The organism is Microbacterium esteraromaticum (assembly GCF_016907315.1).
Lineage (GTDB): Bacteria > Actinomycetota > Actinomycetes > Actinomycetales > Microbacteriaceae > Microbacterium > Microbacterium esteraromaticum.
On sequence record NZ_JAFBBS010000001.1, the window covers coordinates 2,085,798 to 2,099,998 of the forward strand.

13 protein-coding genes are annotated in these 14,201 nt (G+C 70.3%); 8 read left to right on the forward strand and 5 right to left on the reverse strand.

The window, feature by feature from the left end:
• Positions 1 to 72 precede the first annotated feature (72 nt).
• From JOE67_RS10015 to JOE67_RS10030, 4 genes are all read left to right on the forward strand, one after another.
• A complete protein-coding gene (locus JOE67_RS10015) occupies positions 73 to 1,494 on the forward strand; it encodes a GH1 family beta-glucosidase (protein ID WP_204975437.1) in 1,422 nt (473 codons plus the stop codon).
• Positions 1,495 to 1,543: 49 nt separating this feature from the next.
• Complete coding sequence (locus JOE67_RS10020; RefSeq protein WP_204975438.1) at positions 1,544 to 2,542, forward strand: LacI family DNA-binding transcriptional regulator; 999 nt, start codon at positions 1,544 to 1,546, stop codon at positions 2,540 to 2,542.
• Between the two features lie 229 nt (positions 2,543 to 2,771).
• The gene (locus JOE67_RS10025; RefSeq protein WP_204975439.1) at positions 2,772 to 3,536 is read left to right on the forward strand and encodes a LamB/YcsF family protein; all 765 of its coding nucleotides are present in this window, start codon (positions 2,772 to 2,774) and stop codon (positions 3,534 to 3,536) included.
• 13 nt (positions 3,537 to 3,549) lie between these two features.
• The gene (locus tag JOE67_RS10030; protein ID WP_204975440.1) at positions 3,550 to 5,316 is read left to right on the forward strand and encodes a 5-oxoprolinase subunit B/C family protein; all 1,767 of its coding nucleotides are present in this window, start codon (positions 3,550 to 3,552) and stop codon (positions 5,314 to 5,316) included.
• A 46-nt stretch (positions 5,317 to 5,362) separates the two neighbouring features.
• Here JOE67_RS10030 and JOE67_RS10035 read toward each other — a convergent pair whose 3' ends face one another.
• The gene (locus JOE67_RS10035) at positions 5,363 to 5,839 is read right to left on the reverse strand and encodes a CinA family protein (protein ID WP_204975441.1); all 477 of its coding nucleotides are present in this window, start codon (positions 5,837 to 5,839) and stop codon (positions 5,363 to 5,365) included.
• A 244-nt stretch (positions 5,840 to 6,083) separates the two neighbouring features.
• Positions 6,084 to 6,902 (reverse strand): M57 family metalloprotease, encoded by an 819-nt coding sequence (locus JOE67_RS10040; protein ID WP_204975442.1) that lies wholly within the window; start codon positions 6,900 to 6,902, stop codon positions 6,084 to 6,086.
• A 243-nt stretch (positions 6,903 to 7,145) separates the two neighbouring features.
• Between JOE67_RS10040 and JOE67_RS10045 the strand changes: the two genes are divergently transcribed.
• Together JOE67_RS10045 and JOE67_RS10050 are read left to right on the forward strand one after the other, a co-directional pair.
• Positions 7,146 to 8,387: a sensor histidine kinase gene (locus JOE67_RS10045; RefSeq protein WP_204975443.1), complete on the forward strand. Its 1,242-nt coding sequence runs from the start codon at positions 7,146 to 7,148 to the stop codon at positions 8,385 to 8,387.
• Positions 8,384 to 9,010, forward strand: a complete 627-nt coding sequence (locus tag JOE67_RS10050; protein ID WP_204975444.1) for a response regulator — start codon at positions 8,384 to 8,386, stop codon at positions 9,008 to 9,010. The genes JOE67_RS10045 and JOE67_RS10050 overlap by 4 nt, the downstream gene beginning before the upstream one ends.
• A gap of 135 nt (positions 9,011 to 9,145) precedes the next feature.
• Here the strand turns inward: JOE67_RS10050 and JOE67_RS10055 are convergent, their stop codons facing one another.
• A complete protein-coding gene (locus JOE67_RS10055) occupies positions 9,146 to 10,474 on the reverse strand; it encodes a uracil-xanthine permease family protein (protein ID WP_204975445.1) in 1,329 nt (442 codons plus the stop codon).
• A 97-nt stretch (positions 10,475 to 10,571) separates the two neighbouring features.
• Complete coding sequence (locus JOE67_RS10060) at positions 10,572 to 11,435, reverse strand: phosphoribosylaminoimidazolesuccinocarboxamide synthase (RefSeq protein ID WP_204975446.1); 864 nt, start codon at positions 11,433 to 11,435, stop codon at positions 10,572 to 10,574.
• 59 nt (positions 11,436 to 11,494) lie between these two features.
• On the opposite strand from JOE67_RS10060, the gene JOE67_RS10065 reads away from it, so the two are divergent.
• Both JOE67_RS10065 and JOE67_RS10070 read left to right on the forward strand, forming a co-directional pair.
• Complete coding sequence (locus JOE67_RS10065; protein WP_204975447.1) at positions 11,495 to 12,055, forward strand: GNAT family N-acetyltransferase; 561 nt, start codon at positions 11,495 to 11,497, stop codon at positions 12,053 to 12,055.
• A gap of 46 nt (positions 12,056 to 12,101) precedes the next feature.
• Positions 12,102 to 13,592 carry a DHA2 family efflux MFS transporter permease subunit gene (locus tag JOE67_RS10070; protein WP_338041567.1) on the forward strand — a complete coding sequence of 497 codons (1,491 nt, stop codon included), beginning with the start codon at positions 12,102 to 12,104 and terminating at the stop codon, positions 13,590 to 13,592.
• A 52-nt stretch (positions 13,593 to 13,644) separates the two neighbouring features.
• Here JOE67_RS10070 and JOE67_RS10075 read toward each other — a convergent pair whose 3' ends face one another.
• Positions 13,645 to 14,130 carry a hypothetical protein gene (locus tag JOE67_RS10075; RefSeq protein ID WP_204975448.1) on the reverse strand — a complete coding sequence of 162 codons (486 nt, stop codon included), beginning with the start codon at positions 14,128 to 14,130 and terminating at the stop codon, positions 13,645 to 13,647.
• Positions 14,131 to 14,201: the final 71 nt, after the last annotated feature.

Here is a 14,201-nt window from a genome sequence, read left to right on the forward strand (position 1 = left end):
TCAAGGGTACCGAACCGGACTGCGCCGAGATCTGTGGGAGCGCTCCCAAGCCAGTCGTGGCATCATGTTCTCATGACGCGAACCTTTCCCGAGGGCTTCCTCTTCGGCGCCGCCACCGCCGCCTACCAGATCGAGGGCGCGGCCTTCGAGGACGGCCGCACGGCATCCATCTGGGACGCCTTCGCGCGGGTTCCCGGTGCCGTCGTGGGCGGCGAGAACGGCGATGTCGCGTGCGATCACTACCACCGCTACGCCGACGACGTCGCGCTCATGAAGCGGCTCGGCCTGCAGACCTACCGCTTCTCGACCTCGTGGTCCCGCGTGCGCCCCGATGGCGGGCCCGTGAACGCCGCCGGGCTCGACTTCTACAGCCGGCTCGTCGACGAGCTGCTCGAGGCGGAGATCGTGCCATGGCTCACGCTGCACCACTGGGACATGCCGCAGGCGCTCGAAGAGCAGGGCGGCTGGACGAACCGCGACATCGTCGCCCGCTTCACCGACTACGCGCTCAGCGTGCACGACGTGCTCGGCGACCGTGTGCAGCACTGGACCACCATGAACGAGCCGTGGTGCTCGTCGTTCCTCTCGTACACCGCGGGGGTGCACGCGCCGGGGCGCACGAGCATCCGCGACGGGCTGCTCGCCTCGCACCACCTGCTCCTCGCGCACGGCAGCGCCGTGCAGGCGCTGCGCGAACGCGACGCCTCTCTCGACCTCGGCATCACCCTCAACCTCACGGTCGCCGACCCCGCCGACGTCGACGACCCGGTCGACATCGACGCCGCACGCCGCATCGACGGGCAGTTCAACGGCTGGTTCCTCAGCCCCCTCTTCCACGGCGAGTACCCGGCCGACATCGTCCGCGACTTCCGCGAGGTCGACCCGGCCGCCGTCGCCGAATGGCAGGATGCCGTGAAGCCGGGCGACCTCGACATCATCTCCGCCCCGCTCGACGCGCTCGGCGTGAACTACTACCACGGAGAGCTGCTGTCGGGGCATCCGCAGCCGGGCGGAGGAGACCCGCACCAGACCGAGGGTCAGCAGCGCGAGACGCGCTCGCCGTTCCCCTCGAACGAGGGCATCCACTGGGTCGAACGCGGCCTGCCGCGCACCGGCATGGACTGGGAGGTGCAGCCCGATGGGCTCACCCGGCTGCTCGTGCGCGTCGCGAAGGACTACTCGGGCGACGTGCCGCTCTACGTCACCGAGAACGGCGCCGCCTACGACGACGAGGTGGGGCCGGACGGCGAGGTGGCCGACGTCGAGCGCACCGACTTCCTGCGCGCGCATGTCGAGGCGACGCTCGACGCGATCGAGCAGGGCGTCGACGTGCGCGGCTACTTCTACTGGTCGCTCATGGACAATTACGAGTGGGCGTGGGGCTACGCCAAGCGCTTCGGCATCGTGCGCGTCGATTATGAGACGCAGCAGCGGACGATCAAGCAGAGCGGCCAGGAGTACGCTCGGATCATCGCCGCACACACCGGTCGCTGAGCGACGGAGCTCAGTCCGGCGGCGACACGCACGGCCCGAAAGCAGATCCATGCCCCGACCCACGATCGAAGAGGTCGCCGCACTCGCCGGCGTCTCGCGCTCGACCGTCTCCCGCGTCGTCAACGGCTCGAGCGCGGTCAGCCCCGAAGCGCTCTCGGCCGTGCAGGACGCGATCGCCAGGCTCGGCTATGCCCCCAACCGTGCCGCCCGCTCGCTCGCCAGCCGGCAGACGCATGCGATCGGACTGGTCGTGCCAGAAGACACCACGCGGTTTTTCGGCGACCCGTTCCTGGCATCCGTCGTCGCGGGGATCAGCTCTCGCCTGGCCGAGTCGGAGTACATCCTCAATCTGCTCATCGCGAGCGACGACCCTGACGGCAAGATGACGCGGTTCGTGCGCAACGGCGGGGTGGATGCGGCGATCATCGTCTCGCACCACGCGAGCGACTCGTTCGTCGAGCGGATCGCCGAGGCGATCCCTGTGGTCTTCGGCGGCAGGCCCGTGACCGTGCGCACGAGCGACATCATCGTCGACGTCGACAACATGACCGCCGCGCGCGACGCGGTCGCGCACCTGATCGCCCTGGGGCGCACGCGCATCGCGACGATCACGGGCACCATGACCATGTCGGTGAGCGTCGATCGCCGAGACGGGTACCGGGCAGCCCTGGAGGATGCCGGACTGCAGCCCGCCGGTGAGATCGACGGCGACTTCAGCGAGCAGGGCGGTGCCGAGGCCGCGCGTCGGCTGCTCGAGCGAGACGAGCACCCCGACGCGATCTTCGTGGCCAGCGACCTCATGGCCCGCGGCGCCATCGGCGTGCTGCGCTCTGCCGGACTGCGGGTGCCGCAGGACGTGGCGGTCATCGGATTCGACGACTCGCCCCTCGCCGAGGCATCCGACCTCACGAGCGTGCGCCAGCCGATGTTCACGCAGGGCGAGATGCTCGCCGGCATGGTGATCGACCTGCTCGCGGGAAGGCGGCCCGAACCGCTCACGATCCTGCCGACCGAGCTCGTCGTGCGCGGATCCGCTCCCGCGGTCTGACCCGCCTGGGCCGCCGGGCTGTTGGGGTGTCGGCTTCCGTCGGGGTGCCGGCTGCCGTCGGGGTGCCGGCTGCCGTTGGGGTGCCTCCTTCGCGTCGGAATCCTCGGACGGTTCGTCCCGCAGGCGGCGGGTCGCTGACAGACACGCCGCGTGGCAGGCATCCGGTCCGTGACGTCCGGCACGGGCTGCTCGGATGGACAGCCGTCGATCCGTTGGGTAGACAGGCGGCATGGCATCCATCGACCTGAACTCGGATCTCGGCGAGAACTCCGCCGAGCGGGTCGTCAGCGATGACGCCGCGATGCTCGAGATCGTGACCAGCGCCAATGTGTCGTGCGGGTTCCATGCGGGCAGCGCCGAGGGCATCCGCGACACCCTCGCCGCGGCGACGGCGAACGGGGTCGTGATCGGAGCCCACCCGTCGTACCCCGATCGCGAGAACTTCGGCCGCACCCCGCAGAACCCGGATGCCCGTACCCTGCAGGCCCAGATCGAGTATCAGCTCGGTGCGCTCATCGCGCTCGCGGGTGCCGTCGGCGCGCGGGTCGCCTACGTCAAGCCGCATGGCGCGCTGTACAACACGATCGCGCGCGACGAGAGGCAGGCGCAGGCGGTGGCCGCGGGCATCCGCTCGGTCGATCCCGGGCTGGTCATGCTGGGTCTCGCGGGCGGCGTGGCACTCGAGGTCGCCGCCGGTGCGGGTCTGCAGGTCGCAGCCGAGGCGTTCGCCGACCGCGGCTATCTCGCAGACGGGACGCTTGTGCCGCGTTCGCAACCCGGGGCCGTGCTGCACGACGCCGCAGCGGTGGCGCGGCGGATGGTGCGGCTCGCCGAGACGGGTTTGATCGAGGCCGTCGACGGCACCCCCGTACGCGTCGAGGCCCAGTCGATCTGCGTGCACGGCGACAGTCCCGGTGCGGTCGCGATGGCGGCGGAGACGAGGCGGATGCTGGTGGATGCCGGCGTCGAGATCGCCCCGTTCATCGCGGGCTGAGCGAGGTGACCGCATGCGTGTGCTGACCGCCTCCGACCGCGCCGTGCTCGTCGAGTGCGCCGACCTCGACGAGGCCATGCGCATGCACCGCGCCTGGGCGGACGTGCTCGGTGTGATCGAGCGCGTGCCAGGTGCTCGCACGGTTCTCGTGCGCTTCGACCCGCTCGTGACGACGGCTGACGAGCTGGCGAGGGCGCTGCTCGCGACCCATGCGGATGGGGCCCCGCCGGGAGCGGGGGCCGACCTGCTCGTGCCCGTGCGGTACGACGGCGATGACCTCGCCGAGGTCGCGGAGCTGCTCGGGGTCTCGGCCGAGGAACTCATCCGCCGGCACGGCGCCGCCCGCTGGACGGTCGCCTTCTCGGGCTTCGCGCCGGGGTTCGGGTATCTCGTCGGTGATGATCCACTGTTCGACGTGCCTCGTCGGGCCTCGCCGCGCACGCGCGTGCCCGCCGGCTCGGTGGCGCTCGCCGGCCCGTTCAGCGGCGTGTATCCGCGCGAGAGCCCGGGCGGATGGCAGCTGATCGGCACGACGGATGCCGTGATGTGGGACGTGCAGCGCGATCCGCCGGCACTGCTGGTGCCCGGTGCGGTCGTGCGTTTCGTGGATGCGGATGCGGATGCGGATGCGGATGCGGGTGCGGATGCGGGTGCGCGTGCTGCGGCGGTGTCGGGGGTCTCGGATGTGTTGGCCGCGAAGCGGCGTGTCGAGCCGCGACACGCGGGTGGGGGGCCGGATGGTCGGGTGGTTCCGGCGGATGCGCGTGCGGGTGTGGATGCGGGTGCGCGTGCTGCGGTGTCGGGGGTCTCGGATGCTCTGGCCGCGGAGCGGCGTGTCGAGCCGCGACGCGCGGGTGGTGGGCCGGATGGTCTGGTGGTTCCTGCGGCCACCGTCGAGGTCATCGACCCTGGGCTGCAGCTGCTCGTGCAGGATGGCGGCCGTCCCGGCCTCGCCGAACTCGGGGTTCCGGCATCCGGAGCAGCCGACCGCGTCGCTCTCCGCGACGCGAATCGTGCCGTCGGCAACGACTCCACCGCGGCAGCTCTCGAGGGCATAGGGGCGATCGCGCTGCGATTCCACGCCGCGGGTGTCGCGGCCGTCGCCGGCGCCGATGCCGAACTGGCCGTGGTCACTGCGGCCGGCCGGCTCCGCAGCATCCGGCTCGGAGCGCCGTTCGCCGTCGCTCGCGGCGACCTGCTCGAGATCGGCCTTCCGGCGCGCGGGCTGCGGGTCTCGGTCGCCGTGCGCGGCGGCATCCGGATGCCCGATCAGCTGGGCAGCCGGTCGACCGACACCCTCTCGGGGATCGGTCCTTCGCCCCTGCGGGTGGGTGACGTGATCGCGATCGGCGGCATCCCGTCGGTCGCCGTCGAGCCGGCGCCACTGCCACGCGAGCTGCCCGCACCCGGTGATCTCACCGTGCTCGACATCACGCTCGGCCCGCGCGACGACTGGTTCACTCCCGACGCCGTGCGGCTGTTGAGCACGCAGGAATGGCTGGTCACACCACGTTCTGACAGAGTAGGCATCCGCCTGCGCGGTGAGCGCGCTCTCGAACGCGCGATTCGCGACGAGCTGCCCAGCGAGGGCGCGGTCGACGGTGCCATCCAAGTGCCGGCCGACGGCCAGCCCGTGCTGTTCGGGCCCGACCATCCGACCACCGGCGGCTACCCGATCATCGGCGCGCTGACTGATGGGGCGCGGGATCTGGCGGGGCAGCTGCCGCCTGGTGCGCGCATCCGGTTCCGTGACGTGACGGAGATCTCAGACCGTCCGTGACGGGTGCGGCGTGTCAGCCGCCGCCACGCCGGGCGCAGCCGTCCGGTCACTGATTCCCCGCGCCGTCCACAAGGCCGGCATGGAACGTCAGCAGCTGCACGGCCGCCTCGATCGTCGCCTCGAGCACCTCCTCCGGACCGCCGTCGAGCGTCAGACGGCGATGCCCGGCCTCGTCGCGAGTGGCCCATCCGAGGAACACCTCTCCCGCGGGGTGCCCGTCTTCGGCATCCGGACCCCCGACGCCGGTCGTCGAGACGCACAGATCCGCGTCGAGCAGCTCGCGCGCGCCTCTGGCCAACTGCTCGGCGCACTCCGCCGACGTCGGATCCTGATCGGCGGGGAAGCCGAGCACGCGCTCCTTGACCTCGGGCAGGTATGCGACCACCCCGCCGCCGAACCATGCGCTCGCCTCCTCCCCGGCGCCGACCGTGCTGGCCAGCGCGCCGGAGGTGAGCGATTCGGCGACCGCCACGCGCAGGTGTCGGCTTCGGGCGAGATCGGACAGAGCGGTGACATCGGACATGCGCCGACGGTACCGTCCCATCCGGATGCTGCGGCGGGGCCTTGACAGCCGTTCCGGCTCCGGTCGTGTCGGGAATCTCGGACGGTCCGGGGCGTGGGCGGCGGGTCGCACGACGACACGCCGCGCCGCGGACGTCTGGTCCGAGATTTCCGACGTCCGGACGCCCGCACAGCCAAGGCCCCTCGTGCCGCACACACACGTGGGGCCCGGTCTCTCGACCGGGCCCCACGCGAGGAGAGGGTGATCAGCTGCCGTACAGCGCGACGACGCCTGCGCGGTCGGAGCTGGTCATCGACAGGTCGTCGGAGCTGCCGTTGCACTGCGGGTAGTGCATGATCGACGACGAGTCGTACGGGGTCAGCGGACGCCAGTTGTTGTCTTCGAAGCAGGTGCCCGACTCGGGGCGGGTGTGCTCGTGGCGGAAGCCCAGGGTGTGGCCGAGCTCGTGGCCGAGGATGTTCGTGGGGGTCCACGAACCCGACGACCAGATCGAGTCGTCGATGAGCACGTTCATCTGACGGTCGGGGCTGCTCGGGAAGAACGCCCGCGCGATGTACTGCGAGGTCTGCACCGGCTCGACCGAGAACAGCACCGCGTTGTTGCGGGTGGTGCAGTTGCTGTCGGCGCTGCTGACGTACACGAAGTTGACCTTCGACGAGGCGGCCTCCCAGAGGGCGGCGCCGCTCGCCATCGCCGCGACCACGTCGTCGTGGCGCGTGCCGAACTTGGTGCTGACGCAGTAGGTGAGGTTTCCGACCTTCGAGGCCGACCACTTGTCGTCGACGCCGTTGACAGTGTTGACGATCAGGCCGTCCGTCATCGAGTCGGGTCCGAGAAGGTTGTCGTAGAAGCTCTTCAGGTCGCCCTTGGTCGACACGAGCTCGTCGCCGTTGACCACGTATCCGCCGTCGATGTCGCGATAGGTCGACGCCGCGAACTCCTGGTAGGTCGGGGTGTCTCCGCTGCCCGCCGAGGGGGCGGCGCTGGCTGCCGGCGCGATGGCGCCGAAACCGAGCGCGACGACCGCGGTCGCTGCGAGGGCGAAGGTTCTGGTGATGCGCATTCAGTGCTCCTTTTGAACTGAACGATGTCCGCCCACCTGGTCGGCGGGCGCACCTCGGAGTGGAGTGCCGGGCATCTTCGCACCGTCTCTCACGCCGAAGCCCGCTCACCGTAACCAGCCGATTTCAGCCCTGTCAACCCTTGCGATTCGCCCGATATTCTGCTGCCGGTCGATGGGATCGCTCCCAGGATTCGCGCCGATCGGATGATTCCCGAGACCTGCTCCGCTCCGTAGGCTGTGCCCATGACAACCGCGCCCGATGCCGCCGAGACCGGCGTTCGGGGCATCCTCGCGCCGGTGCGGTTCGCCCGGATGCTGCAGGTCGTGCTGCTGGTTCTGCTGGCCGTCTGCGCGGCTCGCTATGTGATCAGGCATGAGTGGGACGCGACGGCTGCGATGATCCTCAGCGGCGTGGTGGTGCTCGCTGTGATCGCCGTCATGCAGGGTCTGGTTCCGCGTCACGGGGCATGGCCGGCGGTGTGGACGCTGATCGTGTGCGCGCTGTGGGTCGCGCTCACGCTGACCGCGCCGTCGTTCGCGTGGTGTGCGGTGCCGCTCGCCTTCCAGGTGCTGCAGATCCTGCCGTTCTGGCCGGCGTCGGGGGTCGTGTCGGTCATGACCGCGGTCGTGGTCGCCGCCGAGCTGCGCCTGAACCCCGAGCTCGACCCGACGATCTTCGCGGGACCCATCGGCATCGCCGTCGCCGCGGTCGTCGCCTACCGCGCTCTCGACCGCGAGGCCACTGCTCGGCAGCGCCTGGTCGACGAGCTGACCGAAGCGCAGGCCGAGCTCGCCGCCGCCGAGCATCGCGCAGGCGGACTCGCCGAGAGGGCAAGGCTGTCGCGCGAGATCCACGACTCGGTCGGGCAGAACCTCACCAGCATCAATCTGCTGCTGCAGGCGGCGGAGCAGGGCTGGGACCGCCGGCCCGATGCAGCCCGTGCGCAGGTGCGCACTGCGGCAGACTCCGCGCGCGCCGGGCTCGACGAGGTGCGGCGGGTCGTCCGCGACCTGGCGCCGGCCGAACTCGACGGCGCCGCCTCCTCGCTTCCCGCCGCCGTGCAGCGCGCGGTGCAGCGGGCGGTGGCGGATGCCGCATCGTCGATCCTCACGGTCGACCTCCGCGTGCACGGCGAGGTCGATCGAGTGCCGCTGCCCGTGGCATCCGCCGTCATCCGCACGGTGCGTGGAGCGCTCGCCAACGTCGCCGAGCATGCCCGCGCGACCAGAGCCGTGGTGAGCCTCACCGCCCAGCCCGGCGAACTGCGCCTCGACATCCGCGACGACGGGATCGGGTTCGACGCCCGGCCGGCCGCGCGGCGCCAGGCGGCCGTGCAGCGCCGAGCGCAGGGCCGTGGCTACGGACTCGACGGCATCGCCGAGCGCATCGCCGTCGTGGGCGGGCATCTCGACATCGAGAGCGCGCCAGGCGAAGGCACGACGCTGTCGGCCGTGTTCCCCCTCACCGAGAGGACGCTCCGATGACCCTGCGACTCGTACTGGTCGACGACCACCCGGTGGTGCGTGCGGGGGTGCGCGCCCTGATCGAATCGAGCGACGGTCTGATCGTGGTCGGTGAGGCGTCGAACGCCGCCGAGGCGGTGACGGCGGTCGAGCGCGAGCATCCCGATGTCGTGCTGATGGACCTCAGCCTCGGCGACGGCGTCGGCGGCATCGAGGCGACCGCACGGCTGCGTGGCCTCGAGCACCCGCCGGCGGTTCTGGTGCTGACGACCTACGACAGCGAGTCCGACATCCTGCGGGCGCTGGATGCCGGTGCGGGCGGCTATCTGCTGAAGGATGCCCCGCCCGAGCAGCTCTTCGCGGGCATCCGGTCGGTGGCCGTCGGGGCGCCCGCGCTCGCTCCTTCTGTCGCGGCGATGCTGATGCGGCGTGCGTCGTCGCCCGACCCGCGCGTGACCGAGCGCGAGGTCGAGGTGCTCGAGCTGCTCGCCGACGGTCTCGGCAACCGCGAGCTCGCCCGCGCGCTGTTCGTGTCCGAGGCGACCGTGAAGTCGCACCTGTCGCACATCTACGCCAAGCTCGGCGTCGATACCAGGGCGGGCGCTGTCGCGGCTGCGATCGAGCAGCGGATCATCCGGCGCTGACGCCGCCGGACTGGCATCCGGATGCCCGAGAACAGGCGAACACGCGAGAACAGGACGGATTCCGGGGAATCGACCTGCGCTCGCGTGTCCTCCTGTCGTGGACGGCGGGCCCGAGGCCCGCGTCAGGCGTCCGCGTCAGGCGGGGTCGCCGCCGGGCGCACCCACACCGGCGAGCGGCTTGGGGTCGTCGGCACCGGAGCCGCGCAGCCGCGCGACGAGGTTGCCGAGGTGGTAGATGAGGATGGCGCCGACGGTGGCGAGCACGATGCCGCCGAGCTCGAAGCCCGATTCCGGGTCCTTGATCATGAAGCCGCCGACCGCGACGATCAGGCCCACCGCAGCGGTGTACTGGTTGACCGGCCGTGAGAAGTCGACGCGGTTGTCGACCCAGATCTTGATGCCGATCACGCCGATCAGACCGTACAGGGCGGTCGTGACGCCGCCGAGCACGCCGGCGGGGACCGAGTTGATCACGGCCCCGAACTTCGGCGACATGCTCAGCAGGATGGCGGTGATGCCGGCCACCCAGTACGCCGCCGTCGAGTACACGCGGGTGGATGCCATGACGCCGATGTTCTCGCCGTAGGTCGTGGTTCCCGAGCCGCCGAAGAAGCCGGCGAGCGAGGTCGAGATGCCGTCGGCGATGAGCGCCTTGCCGGTCTGCTGGTTGATCGCGGGATCTTCGACCATGGTCGCGACGCCGCGCACGTGGCCGACGTTCTCGGCGATCAGCACGAGCACGACGGGCAGGAACATCGCCATCGCCGACCAGGTGCCCGGTGAGGCGAAGTCGGGCGTGTGGAAGGTCGGGAAGCCCACCCAGTCGGCCGCCTCGACGGTGCTGAAGTCGAGCTCGCCCCGGATGCCCGCGAAGATGTACCCCGCGATCACGCCCAGGAAGATCGAGATGCGGCCGAGGAATCCGCGGAACACGACCGCGAACAGGATGGTCACGGCGAGGGTGAACGTGGCCGTGATGGGCGCCTGCTCGTAGTTGCCGCGCGCAGCGCCCGCGAGGTTGAACCCGATGAGCGCGACGATCGTGCCCGCGAGCACGGGCGGCAGGAAGCGGTCGACCCAGTGCACGCCGACGGTGTGCACGACGACGCCGATCAGCGCCAGCAGCACGCCGACCGCGACGATGCCGGCCAGCGCCGAGCCGATCTCATTCGTGGCCGTCGCGGCGGTGACCGGGGCGATGAACGCGAACGACGACCCCAGGTAACTGGGCAGCTTGTTGCGCGTGATGAGCAGGAACAGGATCGTGCCGACACCGCTGAACAGCAGCGTCGTCGGCACGGGGAAGCCGGTGAGGATCGGCACGAGGAACGTCGCGCCGAACATGGCGATGACGTGCTGCACGCCGATCGCGATGGTCGCCGGCCAGTTCAGGCGCTCTTCGGGGCGGACGACGGCGCCGGGCGCGACAGTGCGACCGTTGCCGTGGATCTTCCACAGCGGCATGGGGGCTCCTCGGGGATCAGGGGTTCAGGGCCGAGGAAACCCTATCGCCCCCGGCATCCGCGTCCTGTCGTGCCGACGCGCGGGGAGCATCGGGGCATCAGCCCTTCAGCCGCCCGATGAGCTCGCGGTAGCGATCGGCCGTCTGCTCGACGATCTCGTCTGGAAGCGCGGGCGGCTCGCCCTGCTTGTCCCAGTTCGCTGCCAGCCAGTCGCGCACGATCTGCTTGTCGAAACTCGCCATGCGGGCCTCGGGAGTCGTGCCGCTCTTCCAGGCCTCCGCGTCCCAGTAGCGCGACGAATCGCTGGTGAGCACCTCGTCGGCCAGACGCAGGGTGCCGTCGGCGTCCACTCCGAACTCGAACTTGGTGTCCGCCAGGATCAGGCCCTTCGCCTCGGCTATAGCCGAGGCGCGGCGGTAGAGCGACAGCGATGCGTCCCGCAGCTGAGCGGCGCGCTCGGCGCCGACCAGCTCGACGACCCGCTCGTAGGTGATGTTCTCGTCGTGCTCGCCGAGCGGTGCCTTGTAGGCCGGCGTGAAGAGCGGTTCGGGCAGGCGGTCGCCGTTCGAGAGCCCGGCCGGGAGCGGGATGCCGCAGACCGTGCCGTGCTCGACGTACTCCGCCCAGCCGGTGCCGGTGATGTAGCCGCGCACGACGCACTCGATCGGAAGGATCTCGAGTGCCATGGCGAGCATGGCACGGCCGGCCACAGCATCAGGGATCTCGCCCTCGGCCAGGTGGTTCGGCACGTCGGAGAGCTGATCGAACCACCAGTCGCTGAGCTGGGTGAGCAGCTCGCCCTTCTGCGGGATGCCAGGCGAGAGCACGAAGTCGAAGGCGCTCACCCTGTCGCTCGCGACGAGGAGGATGCGGGTGTCAGCCGGATCCTCAGAGGCGTAGAGGTCGCGGACCTTGCCCGAGTACAGGTGCCGCCAGCCGGGGATGCTCTGTGCTTCGCTCACGCACCCATCTTCCCATCCGGCGCGACCCGATGTCGGCGGTGCGTCGTACGCTCGTCGCGATGGATGAAGAGACCCTCACCGACCGCCTCAGCCTGCGCCGGCCGACGGATGCCGATTTCGCCGCCGTGCACGCGATCCACGCCGACCCGCGGGTCTGGCTCCACTACCCCACTCTGCGGCACGCCGAGACGGCGCCCACCGAGCGGATGTTCGCGCGGTGGGACGCCGCGTGGAACGAAATCGGGCTCGGGTCGTGGATCGTACGCCTCCGCACGACCGGCGAGATCATCGGCGCGGGCGGCTGCACCCTGCTGCCCGCTGAACCGGGCGCGCGGGTGTGGAACCTCGGCTACCGCATCTCGGCCGATCATCACGGCCACGGCTACGCGACCGAGCTGGCGCTCGCCGCAGTCGCCGCGGCCCGCCTGCGCTCACCGAAGCCGCCGGTCATCGCCTATCTCGTCGAGCACAATCGCGCGTCGGCGGCGGTGGCCGAGAAAGCAGGGCTGCAGCTGGTGCACCGTGCTCCGGATGCCGGAAATCCCGACCCCGAGGTGATCAGACTGGTCTACGCCGACCGGGAGCTGACCGGCGCGCAGCTCGCGACGACGCTGCGCTGATCGGCATCCCGGCGCCGGTGTCGGAGGGGAGGAGTAGCGTTGCCGGGTGACTTCGACTGAGACGACTCGTACCGAGACCCGCAGCCCCTGGCCCGCCCTGTGGGCGCTGGTCATCGGCTTCTTCATGCTGCTGGTCGACACGACGATCGTCTCGGTCGCCAATCCGGCCATCAAGGCCGCCCTCGACCCCGACACCAACAATCTCGACAATGTCGTCTGGGTCACGAGCGCGTACCTGCTGGCCTACGCGGTTCCGCTGCTGATCACCGGGCGCCTGGGCGATCGGTTCGGTCCCAAGAACATCTACCTGATCGGCCTCGCGGTCTTCACCCTGGCATCCCTGTGGTGCGGCCTGTCGACCACGCTGGAGGGGCTGATCGCGGCCCGGGCCGCGCAGGGGCTGGGCGCCGCGTTCATGACACCGCAGACGATGGCCGTGATCACCCGCACCTTCCCGCCGCAGCGGCGAGGCGCGGCGATGGGGCTGTGGGGTGCCACCGCGGGCGTCGCCACCCTCGTCGGCCCGCTGCTCGGCGGTGTGCTCGTCGACGCCTTCGGATGGGAGGCCATCTTCTTCGTCAACATCCCCGTCGGCATCGTGGGCTTCGTGCTCGCCTGGATCCTGGTGCCCAAGCTCGAGACCCATCCGCACCGCTTCGACCTCGCTGGCGTCGTGCTCAGCGCCGTCGCCCTGTTCCTGATCGTGTTCGGTCTGCAGGAGGGTGAGGCGTACGACTGGGGCACCATCGCCGGACCCATCACGGTGTGGGGCCTGATCATCGCTGGCATCACCGTGCTGGCGCTGTTCATCGTGCAGCAGGCGATGACCAAGAGCGAGCCGCTGGTGCCTCTGGCGCTGTTCAGGGATCGCAACTTCTCTGGCGCGAACGCGGCGATCGCGGTGGTCGGGTTCGCGGTGACCGGTATGTCGCTGCCATTCATGTTCTTCCTGCAGCTCGCCCGCGGGCTGACGCCCACCGAGGCCGCGCTGCTGATGATCCCGATGGCCGTGCTCTCGGGCGTTCTCGCCCCGGCCGCCGGAAAGCTGCTCGACCGGATCGACCCGCGGTGGATCCTCATCCCCGGCCTGCTCTGCGTCGCGGGAGGGCAGTTGTGGAACGCCGCGCTGATGAACATGGACACCCCGACCTGGATGTTCCTGCTGCCGTCGGCCGTGCTCGGGATCGGCAACGCAGGCATGTGGGGTCCGCTCGCCACCACGGCGACCCGCAATCTGCCCCCGCGCCAGGCCGGAGCCGGTGCCGGCATCTACAACACCACGCGCACGATCGGCTCTGTCGTCGGGTCTGCCGCGATCGCCGCCTTCATGCAGTCGCGTCTCGAGGCGAACCTGCCCGGGCTGTCCGAGGCTCCTGCAGGGCTCTCGGGCGGAGGCGAGATGCCCCGGCGGATCGCCGAGGGATTCTCGGCCGGCATGGCGCAGGCCATGCTTCTTCCTGCCTGCGTGCTGGGCATCGCGCTGATCGCGGCGCTGTTCCTCGGCCGGCACCGTGCCGATGAGGCGCCGTCGCGCTGACCGTGCCGACGAGGCGCCGGCGCGCTGACCGCGACGGCGCCTCCGTGTCCGCTCAGCGGAAGAGGGCGATGCCGGCCTGGCCGATGAGCGCGAAGATGATCGCCCAGACGATGATCGAGATGACCTGCCAGAAGATCACGGCGTTGCGGCTGGCACCGAACGACACCATCATCCCCGAGGTGATCTGGCTGGGCAGCACGGTCTGGCCGAGCAGGCTCACGCCGGGAACCCCGAAGCGGTCGAACATGCGCTTCACCTTCTCGCGACGCGGGGAGGGGACATCCTGAGCAGCATCCGCACCCCGCCGCGCCATCACCTTCTGCCGGGCGGCGGACGCGATGAAGACGAAGATGAGCATCGAGATGACGTTGCCGACCACGGCCGCGAGCACGGCGATCGGCAGCGGAACGCCGGCGATCGCGCCGATGAGCGTGCCGAAGTACGACTCTATGAACGGGATCGCGGCGGCGAGCATGACCCCGGCCCACTGCAGCCACAGGGGAAGGGACTGGGTGAAGTCGACGAGTGCGTCCTGCATGATGGCCTCCGAAAGTGTAAAGCGTGTTTGACATGACAAGCATGCTTGACACCTCGGGAGCGTGTCAAGTC